Here is an 18497-nt window from a genome sequence, read left to right as displayed (position 1 = left end):
ATCGGTCGTTCCGTTGATGCTTTTTTCACAACCGTAAAAGAAATAGGGCTTAATAAAGATTGACGTAAAAATAGTTTTTTGATTATATGGAACAAGAACGTAGTGATTATACAACTAATAAAGTAAGGCTTCTGGAAGGTAGTGATAGGTTAAATGATTTATATATGGCATATTGAGAATATTATTAACAGCGTTTTAGAGGAACACAAGTTGGATATAAACTATGAAATCGACAATGACCTGCCTGCACCGATGAGCTTTAATGTATCGACGAATACGATTAAATTCAACTATTTAAAAGTTAATGGATATAAAGCGAAAGTAAATCCCAAAGTAAAAGAAACAGACGAAAACTTCATCAAGCTCCTTCTTTATCGCCAGATCGGCTATTATTTAGACTTTAAGAACAAGCGGCATGATCTGAGGACTCTGATGTATGGTGACAAAAGAGAAAAACGACAACTGAGAGCTAAAATAGACAAAAATGCGTGGGAATACGGGAAAACCCTGGTCCCTGAAAATTTACTGAATGCCTATGACAAAATCCGTGAACTTGATAACCAGTTATTAAAAGACTAAAAATGGTGCCAGGCACTGCAAATGGACAACTGTCCACAAGCGGTGCCTGGCACCATTTCATCGTCAATTTTGTAACTTCGCTTCAAATGTGTCTCCGCCCTTGATGGTTCCGGACTGGTATCCTTTATAGAACCAATTCTTCCTTTGCTTTGATGTTCCGTGCGTAAAACTCTCGGGCACAACGCGTCCGAGTGATTTCTGTTGAAGTGTATCATCCCCAACAGCGGTCGCTGCGTTCAGCGCTTCTTCAAGGTCGCCTTCTTCTAACAGGTCCATCGACTGTGCATGATGTGCCCATACGCCAGCATAATAATCTGCTTGCAGCTCAAATCTGACTAGATACTTGTTGAACTCTTCTTCGCTAAGCTGCTGCCGAAGCGGCATCACTTCCTCCGTCGTTCCTAACAGTGTCTGGACATGATGCCCAACTTCATGGGCGATCACGTATGCCATCGCAAAGTCTCCAGGCGCTTGAAATTCTGTCCTGAGCTGCTCGTAGAAACTCAAATCGATATAAAGCTTCTGGTCACCCGGGCAGTAGAACGGTCCTGTTGCTGACGTAGACAGGCCACAGGCTGACTGAACGCTATCTGTGTAAAGAACCAGGGTAGGCTCTGTGTATTCCAGGCCCCTCTCATTGAAAATCTTTGTCCATACATCTTCCGTATCCGCCAGTACAACGGAAACAAATTCAGACGCCTCTTGTTCCTGCTCAGTTTCTTGATATGGGGCCGATGTTTCGGTCGTCATGTTCGTAATCGCATTCAGTAGCTGTCCGGGATCTCCTCCAAGCAGTATCACAACTAGGAGGAGCACAATACCTCCGATCCCACCGCCAGCTAGCTTTCCTACTCCTCCACCCCCGCGCCCTCTGCGATCCTCAACGTTAGTGCTTCCTCTTCTCCCTCTCCACTTCATATATAAATCCTCCAGACTTATAAGTGACTAATTCACCTGGTTTGAATCTACTGGTTTTATACCCGTTATTGGAGAATTTAATTAACTGAATTGATGAAGCATAATAGAATAAGCTATTGAGGAAGAGTAAGCTGCCATGAAACACCGAACCGATCAGTCACCCATCCAAACCTTTTACTAAATCCGTAGTTCCCTATAGGCTTTAATTAAAGAAGTATAGTAATTCATCGCCTCTTCCGTGTTTCCTGTGAACATTAAAAAACGGCGTAACTTTTGGCATACTTATCAGAACCTTCTACTTGTAAAATTAATTGAATTAAACTATTAATGAACTTCAGACCTTCTTTAGCTATTTTTACCTCAATCTGAATTCCATTTTTGAAACTTTCATCGAACCTGCCTCACACTAATGGTTAGGAGGTGTGTTACGATTAGATAATGATAAAACAAACAACATAACTAAAAGAAAATTTTTCAGAAAGGAAAGCTAATCATGAAACAGCTACCACTAAAAGGCAAGCTCGTTGACGAAGAAACAAGGTGCGAGCATTACCAGACACCTCAAGATATTATTGCGATCAAGTTCGATTGCTGTGATACTTACTATCCATGCTTTAAATGCCATGATGAATGCGCCGACCATCCACGTACACGCTGGCCAAAAGAAAAATTTGATGAAAAAGCGGTTCTTTGCGGAGTTTGCAAGCATGAATTAACGGTCAATGAATATCTGAAATCCGGTTATGAATGCCCTTCCTGCAAATCTCGTTTTAATGAAGGCTGCCGTTTACACTATGACGTCTATTTTGAAGAAATTGATTAGTAATTTTAATCGCCTCCATAAAAAAAGAAAAGACAGTAAGGACAACTTCTCCTACTGTCTGCTCAACCCTTCAATTTGCGTTTCTACATTGTATACTCTTTTATTTAATGCTTCTGTTCTATTATCAAAGTGCTCGATAATTTTGTCTGTTTAAGACCCCATACTGTCGACAAGATTTTTCTGTAGTGTCTTTTGTCCTTTTTCTAGTCTTTCCTGGCCAGTTTTTAATTCATGAGTATCTGATTCCAATCGTTTCTGACCTGCCTTGAGTCCATGTATATCTGATACCATTCGCTCCTGGCCATCCTTTAATCTGGTTATATCTACTTCCATCCGGCCCTGGCGAACATTCAGGCTTTTCACTTCATTTAAAATTTGCTTTAACGTTTCTTCCATGCTATTTCCTCCGATCAGAATAGCTTTTCATTATTATATCACCCTCTTAAGGTTTTAACATTCAGGATCTACAGCTTGTTAGAAGAGCCATTAAGAAAATCCTAATGGCTCCTGCTCTTTGCTTATTTAATAATCACGAACCGATTCGAGAAATGGCTCATGCAGTTTCCAGCTCTTTCTCTTTGCTTTCTGATCTGATGTTCAGATACTCGAACATCCAATGTGGTTTTATTCTTAAATTCAATCGTGCATTCGTTGTTTCTTGGTATAATTCTTCTCACATGGCTATAAAATATCCAGCAGCATTCGATCTGGGTTGGCGATTCTGTAGGAAAAGCATAGATCGACTGGTTAGGATCTACCGGGATCGGTGTTTTCTGTTCATAGTGAAAATGGTGAATAACCGCAATTTTTCTTCCTTCATAGGTAGAACCGCCTTCCAAACATGCTCTCGTCAGCAACTGTTTTACCGTTTCTTTTACATAGTACCTGCCGGATGGTTCAATGACGATCGATTGATAAACAAGATGTTTTGCAGGCAGAATAGCCATCGTATTGATGTTAATCTCGTAATCTACCCATTCTCTAAGTTCCGTTACTTTTTCTACTGTAATTTCCATATAAAACCTCCATTTTTCATGATATAAATAGGCTGAAAGACTGTACTGCAAACTCACTGACTTCAACTTATCTTTATGTATCGTAAGGACTTTTCTTTGCGCTTTTGTTTCGTTTATAGTTTCGTTTTGAAACGTTAGCGGTTATAATAAAAGATAAGTTGGTTTGTTGGCCGGCTTACTCCCCTGAAAGAGTCCCCAAGACTTATGATTCAGGGGTTTTATTATGTACTTTTTTCCTCACATATCTACACCTCCTTTCAATTCCCGGAATATTGATCTCCAGTTTTTCACAGAGTGTCTTAAGGTATGCGTTTTTTTCTGATGTTTTTTCAAATGTTGGAATAGCTTTCTAGAAGCGGAATTTATTGACTTAGAAGTAGTTTCTATAAGAAGAATATCGCAGGGTTGCGCTGAACCAAACGTACTTGTTGTTCAGTATCTTGTTGGGAGCAATTTCAACTTAACTGCAGGATACAATCTGGCTTTAATAAAGGATGACAGTTTATGTGTTTATTCGAGTAGATACGCTTATTTTCCATTTTTTTCTACCCCTAAATCCGATTATACCTAAATGTTTAAATTTTGGGAATATTTTTCAAATTAATTTTTCCCATTTACTTTCCAAATAACAAAAATCCTTTTCTATCGTGCTTCCAATTGACCATGCTACTTAAAAAACAGAACATTTGTTCCTATTGATATTATAGCTTACAAAATATAAGAAGAGCAAATAAAAAATTACTCCCGGGGTAACGTGTCCCCGTTTCGACTGATGAATACCATACTTCCCTTTTTAAAAAAGGTAAATGCCTTAAGGTCAATTCTAATGGATAAAGGATTTTTTCATAGACAGTAGAAATATATATTGTGGAAAAACCCAGCCAAAACGAGGGAGGAACCCGTAATGAAAAAACATCACGTGTTGCAGCTATATGATTATCATGTTTGGGCGAACAATAAGTTTTTTGAGCGATTGAAAGAATTGCCAGAGGAGATGTATGACCGGGAAATACAAAGTGTTTTTCCCTCGATAAGGCAAGCACTTGTTCATATTTATACCACAGATACATTATGGCTCGGCGTAATGCAGGAGTGCAGTATGGAAGAGATTCAAGCTTCTATTGTACAAGTGCAGGGAAAAACAAAAGATAAAAGCCTCGAAGAAATAGAAACCGTGTATGCAAAACTGGCCGATCTGTATAAAGCCTTTTTCAATAGTCAAGAAGATTTAGACAAGCCTATCGCTCCGGAACATCCGACGTTCGGCCGACTTGAAACCCGCCTTTCAGAACTTGTGCAACATGTCGTTAATCATGGTACCTACCACCGTGGAAATCTTGCTGCAATGATTCGCCAACAGGGTTTTCCTGGTGTACAGACTGACTATATTATGTACCTATACGATAGAAAACCTGGAACTTAAAGTTGATCCTTTTGGATATTTTTGTTAAAAATTTGGAATACCAGCCTTATCCTACACGGCGTTTTAACCGAATCCCATCCAGGTATAAAAAACGGTCAGCGGTCTCAGCCACTCACCGTTTTTTCTTCTGTTTTTTGTTTACCATAAACTGCTTCAATAGCTGATAAAGGGAAAACACTCTAAAAACAACAATACCCTCACCGAAATCTCTTCCGGTGAAGGGTCCAACTTATAGCTATTTTCAAGGACTGAATCCTCTCATAATCGCAGGTGCCATCCATCGAATCATAGCTCATACTAAAATCAGGTTTATTATCCTTATTAAGTACTTTCTTATCTGAACAGCTTTTAAAGATCGTTACGCCTCTGAGTTCGAAAACTTGATCGTTGCAGCTATCACAAAGATTGCTCCGAGGACTCCTACTACTAAGATTTCCTCCAAAAAAGTAATCACATGGTTAAATATCGATAGGTCCAGTCCCATCGCCTGCCTTAATGCCGGTGCCATCTGCTCAGGTTGTAGGATCACCTTTTTAAACATATCGACCGAGTAAGTTAACGGGTTGATCTTCACGATAAAATTCATCCATGAGGGCATACCGTTTAACGGGAACAATGCTCCTGATAAAAACAACATCGGAAAGATCAACACCTGGATGACCATCTGAAAGCTTTGCGTTGTCTTTAAGGAACTTGAGATCAACAGTCCGAGTGAAGAGATCGTAAACGCAACGAGGAACATGACAGGTATTAGCTCAAGAACCATTCCGAACGATAGTGATACGCCGATAAAAGGCACAAATATCAACATCATCAGTCCCTGGAAAACGGCAACGGTACTTCCTCCCAGGACTTTACCAATGGCGATCGACACCCTCGAGATGGGAGAAACGAGAATTTCACGCATATAGCCGAACTCCTTATCCTGAACAACGGAAAGCGCAGAAAAGATCGCCGTATTGAACACTGTCATCCCGATGATTCCCGGAAACATAAATTCCACAAAGTCAAAATCAGCGAGCGGCCCGGCCTGATTTGAACCGCCCAGCATAGCCGACATCGCTCCGCTCATCCCGCTTCCAAACAATATCAAGAACATGAACGGCATCGCAAAAGAACCGATAAGCCTTGGCCGGTCCCTGAAAAACTTGATCACATCTCGCTGCCAGATTGCTATGATACCTTCCATATCAGTGGAACCTCCTTCTCATGCCTTTTCTCGCAAGGTCCTTTTTCGAAAGCGTTTCTTCCCGGATCTCTCTACCGGTTAAATGCAAAAACACATCATTCAATGTCGGCCTTCTTAAGTTGACGCTTTTGATCGGAATATCGAACTCCTTAACAAAATCCACTAAGAACTCACTGCCGTTATCGACCCGGAAAGCAAGATGGTTGTTTTCACTCTCAGTCACTTCCGTTTCGTACCTTTCTTCTATTAATTTTTTCGCAGCGGCATTGTCCCCGGTCGACACCTCGATCATATCCCCGCCGACCTGGGACTTAAGTATTTCCGGAGTATCGAGCGCGATGATTTTTCCATGATCGATCACGGCAACCCGGTCGCAGATTTCCGCTTCATCCATGTAGTGTGTGGTAAGAAAAATCGTGATCCCAGCTTTTTTCTTCAGTTTTAATATGTACTCCCAGATATGTGCCCTTGTTTGCGGATCCAGTCCAACGGTAGGCTCATCAAGAAACAACACCTTTGGATAATGAAGAAGCCCCCTTGCAATCTCCAGCCTTCGCTTCATCCCACCTGAAAAGGTTTCGACGATGCTCTTCCGGCGATCAGTCAAATCTACTATTTCCAGTACTTCCTGGATCCGTTCTTCCCGCAGACTTTTATCGATCCCGTAAAACTTACAGTGCAGCATCAGGTTCTCATTGGCGGTTAACTTTTCATCCAAAGTGGATTCCTGAAAGATCAATCCGATACTTGCACGGACTTTATTTTTTTCCGTTACGTTATCATAGCCGTTTATTTTCGCAGTACCATCAGAGGGTTTTATGATCGTGGAAAGCATGTTGATCGTCGTACTTTTCCCCGCTCCGTTCGGTCCAAGAAAGCCAAAGATCTCTCCCTCTTTAACGGTCAAGTCTACTCCTTTTACCGCCTCGAAATTTTTATAGAACTTCTTTAAACCTGATACTTCCACGATGTTCGGCATCTCTTGAGCCCCTTTCCCATTAAAACTTTTAATTAACAATATAAATATTTAAATAGGTTAACTATTTTAGTTAATTTATATTCTAACGTAGCCCTTTCTAATCATCAAGATAGATTGAAGCACTAATGTGAACTAAATTTCAGGAAATATATGTACCAATGAACTTTTGCTGCGTATACCCCCTCTGAACGGAGCAAAAAACAGTGCTACTAAATTCCATTAAAAAACCTGTGAAGAAAAGGCTCTTTTTTCTACACAGGCTATTATTCATTTTAGAGCCATCCGTAGCCATAACCCGGTGCTCCGTATCCTCCGTATCCGTACGGCCCATAACCGCCGTATCCGTTGTAATAACCACCTCGGTACCCACCATAGCCGCCATAGCCATATCCATATCCTCCGCCATAATAACCTTTATTACATCCTCTGCAATTTCCTCTACCGCAACGCGTGCAACCTGTCGGAATAATGGTGCCGACGATCACAAGAAGAACGAATAGCACAACGATTAGGATAAAAATGCGTTCCTTATTTTCTAGAGCTTTTGCCATATCTTTCACCTTTTTTCTGCCAGGGTTTACTACATTCTATGCATCCTTTTGTAAAGCGTTTATAGGCTTATAGAAACAGGCACGATGATTTTTCAAATAAGTTAAAAAAACATGTCCTTGAAGATAAAATCCACAGGAATAAATAACGGAAACTTGCTAGAACAAGGCCATTGGGCGATGGTGATTGCCTTGCTAAACTTTTCCTTAAAACTTAAATTCGGCCTGAACTTTGAATAAACTTAATGCTGCAAGTTTATACTTTTGAAACGTGAAAAAACGCAGTATTCACTGCGTTTTAGGTCGAACTCATTTTAAAAGAACGTGCCAAATCCAGGTTGAAAACCATATCCGTATCCAGGATAACCGCCGTACCCGGGATAGCCGCCGTACCCGCCGTACCCGGGATATCCTCCATATCCAGGGTACCCGTATCCCGGATAAAATCCGCCATAGCCTCCATATCCATAAAAAGGTCTTGGCCTCGGCCTTGGGTAACCAAAAAATTGTCTATCCATTTTCCTTTTCCCCCTCCATAAGTTTCACCATAGTGTATGTGCCTAATGGGGAAAAGGTATGGGTGTTAACCTATTCGATTTATGCAACGATCTCCCATAAATATTTCTGGTTCATTCTATTTCATCAGATAACTCATCAGTAAATTTTCCTGATTCCTTTTCATATTTATTTCTCACTAAGCTATCAATCTCCTCTTCTGTTGTTATCTCGCTTTTTATCAATAAATCAATGATAACCTGCAACTTTGCACTGTTAGACACTGTGTCCTCCGTTACTTTAGCTACTAGCGCTTCCAGCTTTTCTTCCTTATCCAAAGCAAACAACTCCTTTATTAAATTCAAGTTTTCCAGTATAGGAACGGTAACTTAGTAATCGTTTAACCTTTATCTGTCCGGAATAAACTATTTAAGGATAGGTATTTATCAAATAAAGCCCTTTTCTATAAGTTTGTTGTTTTTGCACAAAAGCAGTAAACTGCGTCGTAATTGCAGCATTGATTTCCACTTCGGGCAGTTGGCTTTCCGCGGGCATCCATCCGTTACGTCGCCGTTCATCTTTAATGTGAAGCTTATTAAGCAACAAAGTATGCGAAAAAAGACATGGAAGCTTTCCATGTCCCTTCTACACTATAATTAACCATGTCGGATCAGTTGAAGATTGCACCCATCCCGTTATATCTTTTCTATTTTTGCATAAGTTTCATCCTCAGGACTTAGCTTTGAAAGCTCATCTAAAAATGCGATTTGAAAACTTCCGGGACCTTTATCCCCTGCTATTTTTGCTGCCCTTTCAGCCGCGATTCCGTAAGAGGCAACTGCTGCTGTGACTGCAAGAAGCGTGTCATTTTCGACAGCCGTGAAGGCACCTATTACAGATGACAACAAACAGCCTGTCCCCGTTACTTTTGTTAATAGAGGATCTCCATTTTTCACAAGGTTTGTGCCATTCTTGCTGGCAATCACATCGACTTTCCCGGTAATGGCAACAGTGCACCCAAACTTCGAAGCTGCTTTTTTCGCAAGCTCCGTCACGTCCCCCTCAGCCTCGCCTGCATCTACTCCTTTTATCGTCCAATTTTCTCCCGCGACATTCGCGATTTCAGCTACATTCCCTCTTAAGACAGTGACGTTCACTTCCTTTAAGATTTTCTGGGCCATCTCGGTACGGAAGCCAGTTGCTCCAGCACCGACTGGGTCAAGGATGACAGGGGTCCCTTTTTCATTCGCAGCTTTTCCCGCGATGATCATCGCTTCGATCACTTCACTGGTTAAGGTTCCGATGTTCAGAACAAGCGCTCCAGCTATCCCTGCCATCTCTCCCACCTCTTCAGGTGCATACGCCATCACCGGTGAAGCACCGAGTGCCAGCAGGCCGTTCGCTGTAAAATTGGTTACAACCACATTGGTAATATTATGTACAAGAGGGTTGGACTCTTGCACTAACGCTATCGTTTCAAGCATCACTTGTTTCCCCCTTTTCTCTTAATCCATCACCAATCCGCCGTCCACAACAAGATTCTGCCCTGTCACAGCTCTCGACCATGGCGAAGCGAAAAATAGGGCGGTATCTGCAAGTTCTTCCGGGGAAGTGACTTTTTGTAAAGGTGTGGCCGATTCGATGATCCCAAACACCTCTTCTGACGTCACGCTGCTCGCGTCTGTTTGCTTTAGAAGGCCTCCAGAAATCATATTGACTGTAATGCCATATTGCCCTAACTCTTTTGCCAGGTTTCGTGTAAAGCCGAGTAAAGCAGCCTTTCCTGTTGTGTATTCGTGGTAGGCCACGACCGGATTTTGTACCAGGTTCGTTCCGATGTTTATAATGCGTCCAAATCCCTGTTCTTTCATATCCGCTACACAGGCCTGAACAGTGTTTAACGCTCCTTTAATGCTTCCTTCAAATTGGGTGTTAAATTTCCCCCAATCGAGCTCAAAAACATTTTTCTGGGTAACCGGATTGAACTGAAAATCGACCAGGGCGTTGTTCACGACAGTTGTCACCGGTGTGTTAAAGTGTTCTTTTGCTTTTGCGGCCATTTCATTTACCTGGTCCCTGTCTCTTACGTCAGCCTGTATGGCAATAGCATTATCGCCTAACGCCTTCACAAGCTCTTCTGCTTTTTCTTTACTCTTAAAATAGTTAACTACCACATTTGCTCCTTCTTTTGCAAAAGCAGTTGCGATGGCAGCCCCTAACCCTCTGCTAGCCCCAGTGACCAGAACCGTTTGTTTTCCGACTTCCATTCCATTCGCCTCCTATTTTTATATCTCAAAAAAACTAAAAGACCGGGCTCCAAAAGGACCCGGTCATAGTTTTAAACGACTAAACTACTTCCCTACGCTGGCATGATCCAGATCAGGTCCTGAGGGTCAAAAAGTTGATCGCTTTTTTCTCAGCCTGCACCACAGGCTCCCCTAGTAGAAACTTCATATTCAGTTGCATCCCTTAATGTTTATTCTATACTTCGGCTTTACCATATGCAAATGAAAAATTTTCAACATAAAACTAGCATGTGATAAAACATATGGTAAGATAATGAAAAAAAGTAGACTGATCTTTGCCAGCCTACTTTTCTGATTACAATCCTAAAGAAATATATTTCACTTCTAAGAAGTCTTCGATGCCATAATGTCCGCCTTCACGTCCGATACCGCTTTGCTTAAAACCGCCGAACGGTGCCTGTGGTGTGGAAGGAAGTCCGTCATTCAGGCCAACGATTCCGTATTCAAGCGCTTCAGATACACGGATACCACGAGAGATGTTTTCCGTAAATACATACGCAGCAAGTCCGAAGATCGAGTCGTTCGCTCGTTTGATCACTTCTTCTTCTGTTTTAAACGTTGTGACAGGCGCTAATGGCCCGAACGTTTCTTCAAACATACAAAGCATGTCATCACTTACATTCGATAAGACAGTCGGTTCAAAATAAAGGCCTTCTTTACTTTTTCCTCCTGTTTCGATTTTCGCACCGTTTTGAACGGCATTATCAATGTGAGCTTGAACTTTTTCTACAGCATGTTGATCGATAAGCGGACCAACATCGACACCTTCATCCATTCCGTTACCCATCTTAAGCTCTTTCACTTTAGCAACAAGTGCAGGGACGAACTTATCTGCAATGGATTCATGTACGAAAACACGATTTGAGCAGATGCACGTCTGTCCTGCATTACGGAATTTCGAATTGATGACACCTTCCACCGCTTTGTCCAGGTCGGCATCATCCATCACGATAACAGGCGCATGGCCCCCGAGCTCCATGGATACTTTTTTCACCGTATCTGCTGCACCCTTCAACAATACCTTTCCGACCTCAGTTGAACCGGTAAATGTAAGCTTGCGAACACGGTCATCCTCAAGCCACACCTGTCCGATCGCTCTCGAATCACCGGTTACAAGGTTGACGACCCCTTTCGGAATGCCTGCTTCTTCCGCGAGCTCTATCATTTTGATCGCCGTTAGCGGTGTCAGGTTTGCCGGTTTGATCACCACAGTACATCCTGCTGCAAGAGCCGGACCAACTTTTCTTGTTATCATAGCTGCCGGAAAGTTCCATGGCGTGATCGCAGCTACTACTCCAACTGGCTGCTTATGAACAAAGAGGCGCTTGTTTCGTTGAGTGGCAGGGATTGTTTCCCCGTAGATACGCTTCGCTTCTTCTGCATACCATGAGAAAAAGCCGTTTGCGTAACCCATTTCCCCGAGAGCTTCCTTGAGCGGTTTCCCCTGTTCAGCAGTCATGACTTTTGCGATCTCTTCTTTCTTTTCATCGATCAAGTCATGCCATTTTCGAATAATCTCCGCACGTTCGTAAGCCGAGAACTGGGACCATTCCTTGAAAGCTTCATAAGCTGCATCAACAGCCTCCTCCGCTTCCTTTGTACTGCCTTTTGGAACTGTTCCTACCAGTTCATTGGTTGCCGGGTTTTCAACTTTGATCGTTTCTAGATCCTGTCCTGTCCATTCTCCATTAATGTACATCATATAATTAGTCGTCATCGTATAAATTCCTTTCTATGAAGCTTTGCTTTCTTCTTCTTCTAAATCCTTCGTAAAGATTTCTTCGTTTTCCCCTGTGAAGAACTTTTTACCATAGATTAATAGTGTCAAGACAATACCTACTGCGAATCCCCAGGCTGCGCCTTTTGTTGCCAGTACAGCACCCATCACGCCTGCGATTCCAAGATCGCGCTGGCTTCGTGATTCAAGGATACCGACTTTCACACTAACATAGCCCTGTATCAATAAGGTTAAGGCAAGGGCGATTCCTAAGATCGGCTGCACAAGACTTACAATCGGAAGGAGCAGCAAGCCTGTGTTGGTACCCCAGCGGAAAGAACCAGAACCTCCGATGAGGGAGTTCATCGCTTTCTTTCCTTCTTTAAAACGTTCGATTACAACGACCTGCATCGCCGCCCATAACGGACCAGCCATCGTAACATCAGGTCCCAGGATACTCATAATCGTATTCCTTCCACCAAAAATCATATGCGCCCGGTCAGGGTTATAATCCACATCGATATCTTTTCTTTCTTCCTGTCCCTCTTTAATCAGCGCCCTGCTTTGAAGAACATCTCCAAACAGTACGATATATGCTGCGAGAACAGTTGGAAGCGCTGTGATAAACATCATGAGAGGAGGCATCCCTAACCCGAATACTGTATATTCACTCCAGAGGGTAGCGAAATCAGGTGAACTTAATCCCCATTCAACGTTCGGCCATGGCGCTTCGCCAAAAAGCGGTGCGATGATTACCGCTAACAAAATGATCGGGAAAATGCCGAGCTTTGAAATCAACATCCACATACTGTTGCGGTTTTTAAGCTTACTAAAATGTTTGGAAAAGATAATATAAAATGCGATACCTACCGCGATCGAGATTGTCCACGGAAATGATTCAAAGCGTCCGCCAACTTCAAAAACAGACATAACAGCGGCGAATCCTGCACCTAAAATAACGCCAGATTTAATCGCTGGCGGCACCAACCTTACAACCTTTTGCGCCATCCCTGTTGCACCGAGCAAAATAGACAACAATCCAAGCGTTAACTGGAACGAGACTAGTGCATGCACCCTCTCCGGTCCTTCTGGAAAGGTTGAGACATAAGCCATAATAAGCGGGATAGCAGGTGTGATCCATCCCGGAACGACAGGGTCTCCCAACAGATGATGAGTCAAATAAAGTAAACCATTCAGCATAACAACGGCAAGTGCCACTTCAAACGGCATTCCAAGAAGTTCAATCATCAACGGAATCGCAGCTAAGTCGACCGCACACATCAACAATCCCTGAACATAATCCGGCCATTCGAACTTGTAATGGATAAAAGGCAGCCTTAGCTTAAAAGGGCCTAACGGAATATATGGCAGTTCCGCTCCTTCTTTACGGTTTTTCCACATTATTTCATTCCCCCATTAAAATTAATATGCAGCTCGGTAGATTTTCTCAATTTCTTCGACAGTAAAAATCCTCGGGTTGTTCTTCAACAACCGTTCAATTTTGCTTGCGTCCTCAGCCATGGAAGCGATCGCGTCTTCCGGTACGTTAAAATGGCGGATCCCTTTTGGTATGTTGACCGCTTCGCATAACCGGCGCATCGATTCTACAGAACGGTCGGCCGCCTCGATGTCTGAGAGATGTGAAACGTTTTCTCCTAACGCTTCTGCGATATCACGGAACCTTTCCACACAGCTGATCTTGTTCCACTCCATCACGTAAGGCAATAAAAGTGCGTTGCTGACGCCATGGGCGATATGGAATCGTCCGCCAAGCGGATATGCAAGGGCATGAACTGCTGCAACTCCTGCATTCCCAAAGGCCATGCCAGCCATCAGGCTACCTGTCGCCATGTTTTCCCTGGCTTTAACATTGTTTGGATTGGAAAATGCCTTTGGCAAATTGGTTGCGATTAACTTTATCGCCCCTAAAGCGAGTGCGTCCGTAATCGGTGAAGCGTTTACAGAAATATAGGCTTCAATCGCATGGACAAGCGCATCGATTCCGCTTGCTGCAGTAACGGATCTGGGCATTGTCAGTGTCATTTCCGGTGCAACGATCGCTACATCCGGCAAGATATAGTCGCTGACGATTCCCTTTTTCAATTGAGCCTCCGTATCGGAAAGAATCGAGATGTTTGTTACCTCAGAACCAGTTCCAGCCGTGGTCGGAATCGCGATGACAGGCGCTCCTTTTTCAGGAACAATATCGGTTCCAAACAATTCTTCGATCTTCCCATCGAAGCCTGCAAAACCAGAAACCCCTTTCGCAATATCGATCGCACTTCCGCCGCCTATCGCGATAAGGCCGTCATGCTTTCCTTCACGGAACACAGAAGTACATTCTTCTACAAGATGGACCTCCGGCTCTGGTTTAACGCCATCCCAAACATCGAATGTAAGGCAGTTCAATTTATCCTCGATTTTTTCTACCACACCTACTTCTTTCAATATCTTATCAGTCACGATCAACGGGTTTTTGATGTTTAACCGTTGAACCTCATTAAATAATTGGTCTGTTGCCCCTTCTCCAGTGATTAATTTGTTGGCAATTTTAAATGTTGATACATTCATTACATTACTCCCCTTTCACCTAATTACTATTGCAAGAACCGTGCCAACTTTTAAACATTCACAAAAGAGACTCATTTGAAAGGGGTTTCAAAGGGTTTCAAGAATATTTCATTCTTTCTGATAATAACTCTTTTGATTAAAAAACGAATCAAATATGAGAATTTGATTCGTTATCTAATCACTGATATTCCATTTTTTCATTTTCTGTACGATCGTCGATTGGCTTACCTGTAGCACTTCAGCTGCTTTCCTCGTTGTTTTATACTGTTTTAACGCTTTTGTGATCAATTGCCGTTCGATCTTTTCGGTTGCATCTTTTAACGGTATAATCCCGTTTACATCTAAATCTCTAGGGTAGGAAGACAGTCTTATCGAGTCGGGTAAGTGCTCAAGATCTATTTGGTCTGTCGTGGATGTCACCACAAGACGCTCGATCACATTGATCAATTCTCGAATGTTCCCGGGCCAACGGTATTCTGTTAACGCATCGATGGCTTCGATGGTGAGTTCTTTGTCGATGTTATACCTGGCATTGAATCTATCCATATAGTAATGGATCAGTGGGATCAGTTCTCTTTTTCTTTGTCTTAACGGTGGAATCGTAACAGGCACGACACTCAAGCGGTAGAAGAGGTCCTCCCTGAACTGCCCTTTATCCACCATTTGTTTTAGATTTTTATGGGAAGCTGCGATGATCCGGACATCGACTGTTTTTACTTCCGTAGAACCAAGAGGCATGAATTTATTTTCCTCGACCACTTTTAACAGCTTCACCTGGACCTCGATCGGCAAATCACCAATTTCATCTAAAAAGAGCGTGCCCTCGTCTGCTAATTCAAGGAGACCCTTTTTCCCTTTCGTCGATGCTCCCGTAAATGCTCCCGCTTCATAACCAAACAGCTCTGCTTCAATAAGGTTAGAAGGGAGGGCTCCACAGTTCAGTTCAAGAAATGCTTCGTCTGTACGATTGCTTTTTTCATGAATAAATTTTGCGACAAGCGTCTTTCCGACACCTGTTTCACCCTGCAGCAAAACTTTTACATCGGTTCTGGCTACACGTTCTGCCAGCTTGTATAGCTCCTTCGTTTCTTCGCTTATAATCACCGAATGGAGAATCTCATCGTACGTATTCTCATGCATCGACCCGGTGCTCTGGCGGAGTTTCTTTAAGCTCTGCAGTTCATCGATTTCATGCTTCAAATGCAACAGCTCTGTGATGTCACGGACACTGCTGATCACATACAGGATTTTCCCTTCTTCTCCGTATATAGGCGTACCTGAGACGATAACCCTCCGTTTGTCTTTTATCGTTTGCATCAGCGTGACCTGGCGTTTTTCTTTTAGAACCTCGATCGAAACCGATCTTGAAATCAAGCCCGATTCAACAAGTTCGTCCATATGATAGCCAACGACCTCTTCCGCCTTTATCCCGGTGATCCGTTCATATGCCCTATTGATTTGCACGGTAATCCCGTTATGGTCTGTTATATAAACCCCATCGTATAATGAATTGATGATATCCAGAAACACGTTGCTGTTAATAAGCTTTGAATACTCCTCTTCGTTAATTGCCTGCATAGGAGGAACTGCATGTTCATTTCTAGTGCGCCCTTTCATAATTGCTTCTATCGGCTCATTCAGTTTTCCCTGCTGTATCGCATCATTCAAATCGCTCAACATAAAAAAACCAACAACTTCCCCTTCACTATTCTGCACCTCGAGGGAGTTCTTCCCTGTCGATGAAAATAAAGAAATGGCATCCTGCACGGTATCTAAAAGATTTAACATCAGACCTTCTCCTTTTAGTTAACTTCCGACAATAACTTCTTTTATTTTAACAGAAGTGAGGACAATTATAATTTAAGGCTGTTCCATTTTAAGGTGCAAAACCTAAAATGACAATAAAAATGACGTACCAACTGACATCAGTTTTGTACGCCTATTTTTGAATTTTAATGGATATTTGACATAGTTTTTTAGCGCTGTTGTTAAAGAAAATCACCATTTACTAAACTGATCCGTTCGTTCAATAACAGCCTAGCATTCTTCCATATAATCTTTTATGTCTTTTAAATAAATCTTTTTAAATATTCGCCAAGTATTTTGTTCATAACTTTGGGGGTGTTTTCTAAATAAACATTAATTTGTTCAACGTTCGATTCGAATTTATCAGAGTTACTTTCTTCTGTCGGGAAATCAGATATTCCTTTTATAATAATGCACTCAACATCATTCTTCTTACAGATATAAGCGATTGCACCCGCCTCTGTATCGGCTATTGTTATTTCGTTTTCTATAAGTTCTAAATAGTCCTTCCACATAACTACTGCTTTATCAGCGGTGCCAATCGTTCCGGTATGAAAATCGTTTCCATATTTTGATAGATCAATATCGACTATGAAGGATTGTTTAATAAAAGGCTCAATTTCTTTTACCGTGCAATCATATTGAACCGCTTTATCGGGTACAAAAATATCCAAATTACTGAACTTATCATCTATTCCTGCACATGTTCCAGCAACGATTACTTTAGTTAAATTAAATTTAGATATCATATATTGATTACCACCAACACCATTTACTTTTCTTACACCTGTACTGTAAAAAACAAGCTCGGTATCATTAATTGTTCTCATGAAATACTCGCCATATGGATAACCAAAACGTTCGTTTTCTTTTATATTAAAGTATTCCAATGTTGCTTCGTATTCCCATTTCGTTGCTATGCTTATTCCTATCATCGACTTATCACCCTACAAATATAATTTGTCACAATTGAATGTCTATACAGGATACGAATTTCATTTTTATCACTATTCTTCTTTACTCTGTCCATCAACAATTGTTTATTAATAGTAAGTATCCTTTTTTACTAAACTGCCATATGCCCAACAAGTAAAGAGATCGCGCTACAACACCTTTTCTTTACTCTTGCCTCCTTTAGTCTAATATCTTTAACTCTTCATTCATTGTTCTTTTTATTTCTTTAATTTTAAAAGCTATTATCCTTTGGATTTCCTCTTCAGAAGTATATCCTTGAAAATATTTCTCGATTTCCCAGGCTAACATCATTGTTATATGGTCAACATACAGATAATCAAAATCTCGTTGATAATCTTCAATAGGAATATTGAGGTTACTAGTCTTCAGATATTTTCTATAAGATTCATTTATGTATTTAATCAAATGTGCATCATATATATCTTGACACAATATGGTTATGTCCCTTAATGGTGATCCGATAGCTGCCCACTCCCAATCAATAAACCAAACCTGTTCATCTGCATAAAAAATGTTTTCCAGGTGAGGATCTCCGTGAGTAATGACGAAAGAACTCCGTTGCTTGTAGTTTATAAGATTTAATTGCTTGTAAGCATTTTCTATTGTTTTTATCCACTCAGAAGCATTCCATTTATTCTGTGAAGATAATTTATTCAATTGGACCAAACACCAATCAAACCAATCAGAGTTAATTTGGTGAGTTGGTAATTCTTTAGCAACTGAGCTAGGGCTTAAACTATGTAAAGCTGCTAATCTGCTTAAAATACTATCGATAAGTTTTCTTTTATTCTCTATAGTATATAGGTTAAAACCCTCTTTTAATGGTGTATTAAGGTCACACATTAGAATAGCTTGTGGAGCAGTATCCCACACTTCTACTAATTTACTGAAGGGCTTAATATAGTCACTTAACTTCTTATAGATTTTTATTTCATTATTTCGATCATCTGCAAATTCTTTATATATATAATCAGACTTACGATCTTCTTTATCAAGGACTTGAATTCGATATATATATCCTGCGTGAGCACCCTTAATAACTTCCTTTTTAAGCATTTTCCAGTTTCTCTCGTGTAATCTTTCTTCCAATTGCGTCAAAACATATCCCACCTTTGCTTAACCAATCTTTTCTATTGACTCAAACTGTCCAGT

At 41.4% G+C, this 18497-nt stretch carries 19 protein-coding genes, 1 pseudogene and 1 riboswitch; of the genes and pseudogenes, 3 read left to right on the top strand and 17 right to left on the bottom strand.

What is annotated here, in order from left to right; genetic code table 11:
• Positions 1 to 210 precede the first annotated feature (210 nt).
• The gene (locus tag FCL54_RS15150) at positions 211 to 579 is read left to right on the top strand and encodes a hypothetical protein (protein ID WP_342773895.1); all 369 of its coding nucleotides are present in this window, start codon (positions 211 to 213) and stop codon (positions 577 to 579) included.
• A 63-nt stretch (positions 580 to 642) separates the two neighbouring features.
• On the opposite strand, the gene ypfJ is transcribed toward FCL54_RS15150, so the two are convergent.
• Complete coding sequence (gene ypfJ / locus FCL54_RS15145) at positions 643 to 1497, bottom strand: KPN_02809 family neutral zinc metallopeptidase (protein WP_138127571.1); 855 nt, start codon at positions 1495 to 1497, stop codon at positions 643 to 645.
• Between the two features lie 113 nt (positions 1498 to 1610).
• Positions 1611 to 1703, bottom strand: a pseudogene (locus FCL54_RS15140) (VOC family protein); the annotation flags it as partial.
• A gap of 287 nt (positions 1704 to 1990) precedes the next feature.
• Between FCL54_RS15140 and FCL54_RS15130 the strand changes: the two are divergent.
• Positions 1991 to 2320: a CHY zinc finger protein gene (locus FCL54_RS15130; protein ID WP_138127570.1), complete on the top strand. Its 330-nt coding sequence runs from the start codon at positions 1991 to 1993 to the stop codon at positions 2318 to 2320.
• Between the two features lie 150 nt (positions 2321 to 2470).
• On the opposite strand, the gene FCL54_RS15125 is transcribed toward FCL54_RS15130, so the two are convergent.
• Together FCL54_RS15125 and FCL54_RS15120 are read right to left on the bottom strand one after the other, a co-directional pair.
• On the bottom strand, positions 2471 to 2716 hold the full coding sequence (locus FCL54_RS15125; protein ID WP_246055288.1) for a hypothetical protein: 246 nt from the start codon (positions 2714 to 2716) through the stop codon (positions 2471 to 2473).
• Positions 2717 to 2838: 122 nt separating this feature from the next.
• The gene (locus FCL54_RS15120) at positions 2839 to 3336 is read right to left on the bottom strand and encodes a competence protein ComK (RefSeq protein ID WP_138127569.1); all 498 of its coding nucleotides are present in this window, start codon (positions 3334 to 3336) and stop codon (positions 2839 to 2841) included.
• 904 nt (positions 3337 to 4240) lie between these two features.
• Here FCL54_RS15120 and FCL54_RS15115 point away from each other — a divergent pair.
• Positions 4241 to 4759 carry a DinB family protein gene (locus FCL54_RS15115; RefSeq protein WP_138127568.1) on the top strand — a complete coding sequence of 173 codons (519 nt, stop codon included), beginning with the start codon at positions 4241 to 4243 and terminating at the stop codon, positions 4757 to 4759.
• Positions 4760 to 5117: 358 nt separating this feature from the next.
• Here the strand turns inward: FCL54_RS15115 and FCL54_RS15110 are convergent, their stop codons facing one another.
• The 13 genes from FCL54_RS15110 to FCL54_RS15050 form a co-directional block, all read right to left on the bottom strand.
• Positions 5118 to 5948, bottom strand: a complete 831-nt coding sequence (locus FCL54_RS15110; protein WP_138127567.1) for an ABC transporter permease — start codon at positions 5946 to 5948, stop codon at positions 5118 to 5120.
• A gap of 1 nt (position 5949) precedes the next feature.
• Positions 5950 to 6927 (bottom strand): ATP-binding cassette domain-containing protein, encoded by a 978-nt coding sequence (locus FCL54_RS15105; protein ID WP_138127566.1) that lies wholly within the window; start codon positions 6925 to 6927, stop codon positions 5950 to 5952.
• Positions 6928 to 7199: 272 nt separating this feature from the next.
• Positions 7200 to 7478: a sporulation protein YjcZ gene (locus FCL54_RS15100; RefSeq protein ID WP_138127599.1), complete on the bottom strand. Its 279-nt coding sequence runs from the start codon at positions 7476 to 7478 to the stop codon at positions 7200 to 7202.
• A gap of 311 nt (positions 7479 to 7789) precedes the next feature.
• Entirely contained in the window at positions 7790 to 7993 is a 204-nt protein-coding gene (locus tag FCL54_RS15095) for a hypothetical protein (RefSeq protein ID WP_138127565.1), read from the bottom strand.
• Between the two features lie 111 nt (positions 7994 to 8104).
• Positions 8105 to 8308, bottom strand: a complete 204-nt coding sequence (locus tag FCL54_RS15090) for a hypothetical protein (protein WP_138127564.1) — start codon at positions 8306 to 8308, stop codon at positions 8105 to 8107.
• A 357-nt stretch (positions 8309 to 8665) separates the two neighbouring features.
• Complete coding sequence (thiM, locus tag FCL54_RS15085; RefSeq protein ID WP_138127563.1) at positions 8666 to 9454, bottom strand: hydroxyethylthiazole kinase; 789 nt, start codon at positions 9452 to 9454, stop codon at positions 8666 to 8668.
• Positions 9455 to 9475: 21 nt separating this feature from the next.
• Positions 9476 to 10237: a 3-oxoacyl-ACP reductase gene (locus tag FCL54_RS15080; protein WP_138127562.1), complete on the bottom strand. Its 762-nt coding sequence runs from the start codon at positions 10235 to 10237 to the stop codon at positions 9476 to 9478.
• Between the two features lie 72 nt (positions 10238 to 10309).
• Positions 10310 to 10420, bottom strand: a riboswitch (TPP riboswitch).
• A gap of 151 nt (positions 10421 to 10571) precedes the next feature.
• Complete coding sequence (locus FCL54_RS15075) at positions 10572 to 11993, bottom strand: NAD-dependent succinate-semialdehyde dehydrogenase (RefSeq protein WP_138127561.1); 1422 nt, start codon at positions 11991 to 11993, stop codon at positions 10572 to 10574.
• Between the two features lie 15 nt (positions 11994 to 12008).
• Positions 12009 to 13397 carry a hypothetical protein gene (locus FCL54_RS15070; protein ID WP_210238535.1) on the bottom strand — a complete coding sequence of 463 codons (1389 nt, stop codon included), beginning with the start codon at positions 13395 to 13397 and terminating at the stop codon, positions 12009 to 12011.
• Between the two features lie 18 nt (positions 13398 to 13415).
• Positions 13416 to 14564, bottom strand: a complete 1149-nt coding sequence (locus tag FCL54_RS15065) for an iron-containing alcohol dehydrogenase (protein ID WP_138127559.1) — start codon at positions 14562 to 14564, stop codon at positions 13416 to 13418.
• A gap of 174 nt (positions 14565 to 14738) precedes the next feature.
• Positions 14739 to 16352, bottom strand: coding sequence for a sigma 54-interacting transcriptional regulator (locus tag FCL54_RS15060; protein WP_138127558.1), 1614 nt, complete (start codon positions 16350 to 16352; stop codon positions 14739 to 14741).
• A 281-nt stretch (positions 16353 to 16633) separates the two neighbouring features.
• Positions 16634 to 17305 carry a 5'-methylthioadenosine/S-adenosylhomocysteine nucleosidase family protein gene (locus FCL54_RS15055; RefSeq protein ID WP_138127557.1) on the bottom strand — a complete coding sequence of 224 codons (672 nt, stop codon included), beginning with the start codon at positions 17303 to 17305 and terminating at the stop codon, positions 16634 to 16636.
• Between the two features lie 199 nt (positions 17306 to 17504).
• Positions 17505 to 18443: a phosphotransferase family protein gene (locus tag FCL54_RS15050; protein WP_171016866.1), complete on the bottom strand. Its 939-nt coding sequence runs from the start codon at positions 18441 to 18443 to the stop codon at positions 17505 to 17507.
• Positions 18444 to 18497 lie beyond the last annotated feature (54 nt).

It is taken from the genome of Exobacillus caeni (genome assembly GCF_005747095.1).
Classification (GTDB): Bacteria; Bacillota; Bacilli; order Bacillales; family Guptibacillaceae; genus Exobacillus; species Exobacillus caeni.
Note: the sequence above shows the minus strand (reverse complement) of the source record. Positions and strands in the feature narration are given on the sequence as shown.